The following is a 4,049-nucleotide window of genomic DNA, read 5'->3' as shown; positions in this document are numbered from 1 at the left end:
AAGATTTTGGGAGATATGAGCGGATAAAAATTCGCTTATATCTCCCAAAATCTTTTTAATCTTCCCAAATCATAAAAGTAAAAATCCGGAAAATCATCTAAATCAGTATAATCCTGAACAAAGACAAAAACTCGCGTTTTTCCTCTTTGCGTAAACCGTTTTCCTGATCCGAGCATTCCCCTTGTTTTTCCTGCTTTACTTTTGTGCCATGTAATTGATACCCCGGAGTATTTAGCTAAACATAAAATACATCCGTTGTTTGTACCGCAGTATTGAGATAGATAGTAAAAGAGTGATGAATTAAGTCCTGACAGCGGCCGTTACGCGGCCGCTGGAGGCACAAAACCATAGGCCCATGTGTAATTACCAGACATTGTATCACGGTGCGGCAGGATATGTAATCCGCTGTCCCCATTGTAAAGGAATTCAGCTTGCTTTTGGTACCACGGTTGTTAACCTTGATATTACCGAGTTTGAGTGCTTCAGGAAAATGGTCACCCGACTGGCGGATGACCACTGTTATGCTACAGAAAATGAAAAGATGATTTGTTTGCCCCTGCCGGCCGATCATGTAATGATGCTGGTAACTCCCGCTGAAATATGTGCTTTAGCCAATATGACAGCGGAAGTACAGGCTTTACTCGATACGTATGATATCCTGGAAACGTTGTCCGGATTTCAGCGTACTGATTAATGGTGGAAGCCACCCCCTTCTTTCTGCGTCAGTGATTTTCTGACAGGATTTTCTTCAAAGAATTTTACACATCGGGTATAATCCTGGATAAGCATATCTGCCATATCCCGGCTAAAGCCATGGCGTATCAGCACGCGTTGCACTACTATATCCCTGGCATCGCCGGTGAGTGGATAGGACGCAATCTGCCAGCCACGGGAACGGATCTTATCTGTGATGTCATAGAGTGTAAACCCATGGTCGCCCGGCTTTAATGTCCAGCAAGCGCCTGGTAATCCTCCTTTGCCGTTATAGAGAATCTCGAAATGCCCCAGTTTTTCTATGGCTTCGGCTATATAGGCGGCATGATCCAGACAGGCTTGTTGTAACTTCCGGTATCCCTCCCTGCCATGGCGCAGGAGATTATAGTATTGCGCCACTATTTGTCCGCCCGGCCTCGAAAAATTCAAGGCAAAAGTAGGCATGTCGCCGCCCAGGTAATCTACCCGGAAAATCAGTTCTTCCGGCAGGTCTTCTTTTTCCCGCCAGATCACCCAACCCACGCCTAATGGACTGAGGCCATATTTATGACCGGATGTGTTAATGGATTTTACACGCGGAATGCGGAAATCCCATACCAGATCAGGTGTAATAAAAGGAGATATAAATCCGCCACTGGCTGCGTCTACGTGAATAGGTATGTCCAAACCTTTTTCCTGCTGCAGTTTATCCAGCGCTTTGGCGATGGCTAATACCGGCTCGTACATCAGTGTGAAGGTAACGCCGAAGGTAGGCACTACACCAATCGTATTTTCATCTACCAGTTCCAGCACTTTTTCCGGTGTTAGGTTGTAGCGGCCGTGTTCCATCCCTACCTCCCTGAGTTCTACATCAAAATATTTGGCAAACTTGTGCCAGCACACCTGTACGGCACCACAAATAAGATTGGGTTTGTCGGTAGATTTGCCCTCTTTTTCTCTTCTTTTTCGCCATTGCCATTTCAAAGCGAGTCCTCCCAACATAGCAGCCTCACTGGAGCCGGTAGTGCTGCAACCCATTGTGGTGGCACTTTCGGGCGCATTGAATAAGTCTGCTAAAATATGTACACACCTGTCTTCAATTTCGGCTGTTTGTGGATATTCATCTTTGTCGATCATGTTTTTATCCAGGCATTCATCCATTAACTGATGCACATACTCATCCAGCCATGTTTGACAAAAAGTAGCCAGATTCATCCTGGAATTGCCATCCAGCATTAATTCATCATGTACGAGGTGGTATACTGTACGCATATCCTGCGCTTCTCCGGGCATCTTGTATTTAGGAATGCTCTCGTTGCTGTCTGCAGATGCGTACAACCCCAAACGGGAATTTTCATTTTCTTTTTTTCTGGTGAATAATGGCATAACAATATGGGCTTAATTGTTAGAGAATTCTTTTGATCACTAACAACGGGGTGGAAGGCTTGTTCAACCATGCGTGAAAAATTCCATCAATGCTACATAAATCGAATTTCATTGAACAAATGAGGAATGACCTGTGTTACCTATTACGACCGAAATTATGGCCTTTTTCTTCTTTCTATAATCCAGATATAAATGAATTGGTTACACCATACATTCCAGGAATACCCTGAACTGGCTGTCTTTCTGACCCTCGCAGCGGGCTATTTTATTGGCAGTATCAAGTTGGGTAAGTTTTCGTTAGGATCAGTAACAGGTGTGTTGTTGATGGGCGTGTTGGTAGGGCAGATGGATATACAGGTATCTGCCAATGTGAAATCGGTTTTTTTCCTGATGTTTTTGTTTGCCGTAGGCTATAGTGTAGGCCCGCAGTTTTTTCGTGGCCTCAAAAAAGATGGGTTGCCGCAGGTATTATTTGCGGCGCTAATGTGCGTGGTATGCCTACTCGCCCCCTGGCTATTGTCTATCGCGATGGGCTATAACGTAGGACAGGCGGCAGGTTTGATTGCCGGCTCTCAAACCATATCTGCTGTAATGGGCGTGGCGGCAGATACTATTAACCAGGTAAATCTTTCTCCTGATCAGAAACAGTTGATGATTAATGCGATGCCGGTTTGTTATGCCGTGACTTATATTTTTGGTACGGCTGGTTCTGCATGGCTATTGTCAAGTGTGGCGCCAATGATGTTGGGAGGCATTGACAAAGTAAGAGCTGCCTGCAAAGAATTGGAAAAAACGATGGGCGCCGGAGATCCTACCCAGGCGCCGGGTATGCGTTCCGCATTTATAACGGTTACTTTCCGGGCCTATCTGATCGATGATAAGTCGATCGCGGCAGGCAAATCTGTGCTGCAGCTGGAAGGAGAATTGGTGGCACGCGGCCACCGGCTGTTTGTAGAGCGGATACGCAGGGCAGATAAGAAAATAACAGATCCCACTCCTGAATATGTGATGAAGCCCGGAGATGAAATTGTGCTCAGTGGCCGCAGAGAATTTATCCTCGGCGAAGAAAGTAATATTGGCCAGGAAATTATTGATGATGACCTGCTGAATTTTCCGGTGGAGAATGTGATGGTATTTGTGATCAACAAAGAAACGATTGGTAAAACGATCAAAGAACTGCGGGGAATGGATTATATGCACGGTATTCCGGTGCAAAGCATCAGACGTGCGGGTATTAACATGCCCGTATATCCGGAAGCAGTATTGGAAAGAGGCGATAATATTCAGCTGGTAGGTTATAAAAGAGATATGGATAGGGCAGTGACACATATTGGCTATGCAGATATTCCCACCGATAAAACGGATATGATTTTTGTAGGACTGGGTATTGTACTGGGAGGATTGATAGGCGCTATGAGCATTCGTGTGGGTGGCGTGCCACTCAGTTTAAGTACCAGCGGCGGTGCGTTGATCATGGGACTGGTGTTTGGCTGGTTACGTTCCCGGCATCCGGCTTTTGGACGGATTCCCGAGCCGGCATTATGGGTCATGAATAATGTGGGCCTGAATACTTTCATTGCGGTGGTAGGTATTACGGCAGGACCCAGTTTTGTGGCCGGTTTCAAAGAAGTAGGCTGGGGATTATTCTTAGTAGGGATAGCAGCAACCAGCATTCCGCTGTTGGCAGGTGTGTTGATGGCGAAGTATATATTTAAATTTCACCCGGCATTGATCCTGGGTTGTACTGCCGGAGCCAGAACAACTACGGCGGCCCTTTCTGCTATACAGGATGAGGTACAAAGTAATCTCCCTTCTCTGGGATATACGATTACTTACGCAGTAGGAAACACCCTGCTCATTATTTGGGGAGTAGTGATTGTAATACTGATGACTTAATACGCAGTGAAAACTATTCATCATAAAATAAATTTACCGTGATAGAAAAATCTACCCGTTATTTACGTGTATTC

The 4,049-nt window shown here is 45.5% G+C and carries 3 protein-coding genes; 2 read left to right on the top strand and 1 reads right to left on the bottom strand.

The genetic code is table 11. From position 1 onward, the window contains the following. Window positions 1-355 precede the first annotated feature (355 nt). Window positions 356-694 carry a DUF6686 family protein gene (locus VIP81_RS05080; RefSeq protein WP_331957389.1) on the top strand — a complete coding sequence of 113 codons (339 nt, stop codon included), beginning with the start codon at window positions 356-358 and terminating at the stop codon, window positions 692-694. Here the strand turns inward: VIP81_RS05080 and VIP81_RS05075 are convergent. Next, on the bottom strand, window positions 691-2,079 hold the full coding sequence (locus tag VIP81_RS05075) for a glutamate decarboxylase (RefSeq protein ID WP_331957388.1): 1,389 nt from the start codon (window positions 2,077-2,079) through the stop codon (window positions 691-693). The genes VIP81_RS05080 and VIP81_RS05075 overlap by 4 nt on opposite strands. 192 nt (window positions 2,080-2,271) lie before the next feature. On the opposite strand from VIP81_RS05075, the gene aspT reads away from it, so the two are divergent. Then, window positions 2,272-3,975 (top strand): aspartate-alanine antiporter, encoded by a 1,704-nt coding sequence (gene aspT / locus VIP81_RS05070; protein WP_331957387.1) that lies wholly within the window; start codon window positions 2,272-2,274, stop codon window positions 3,973-3,975. The last annotated feature ends 74 nt before the right edge of the window (window positions 3,976-4,049 follow it).

The organism is Chitinophaga sp. (assembly GCF_036566945.1).
Classification (GTDB): Bacteria; Bacteroidota; Bacteroidia; order Chitinophagales; family Chitinophagaceae; genus Chitinophaga.
Note: the sequence above shows the minus strand (reverse complement) of the source record. Positions and strands in the feature narration are given on the sequence as shown.

Bases quoted from the DNA above. Each gene is read 5' to 3' on its own strand.
- VIP81_RS05080 (WP_331957389.1), top strand. From the start codon at position 356: ATGTGTAATTACCAGACATTGTATCACGGTGCGGCAGGATATGTAATC.
- aspT (WP_331957387.1), top strand. From the start codon at position 2,272: ATGAATTGGTTACACCATACATTCCAGGAATACCCTGAACTGGCTGTC.
- VIP81_RS05075 (WP_331957388.1), bottom strand. From the start codon at position 2,079: ATGCCATTATTCACCAGAAAAAAAGAAAATGAAAATTCCCGTTTGGGG.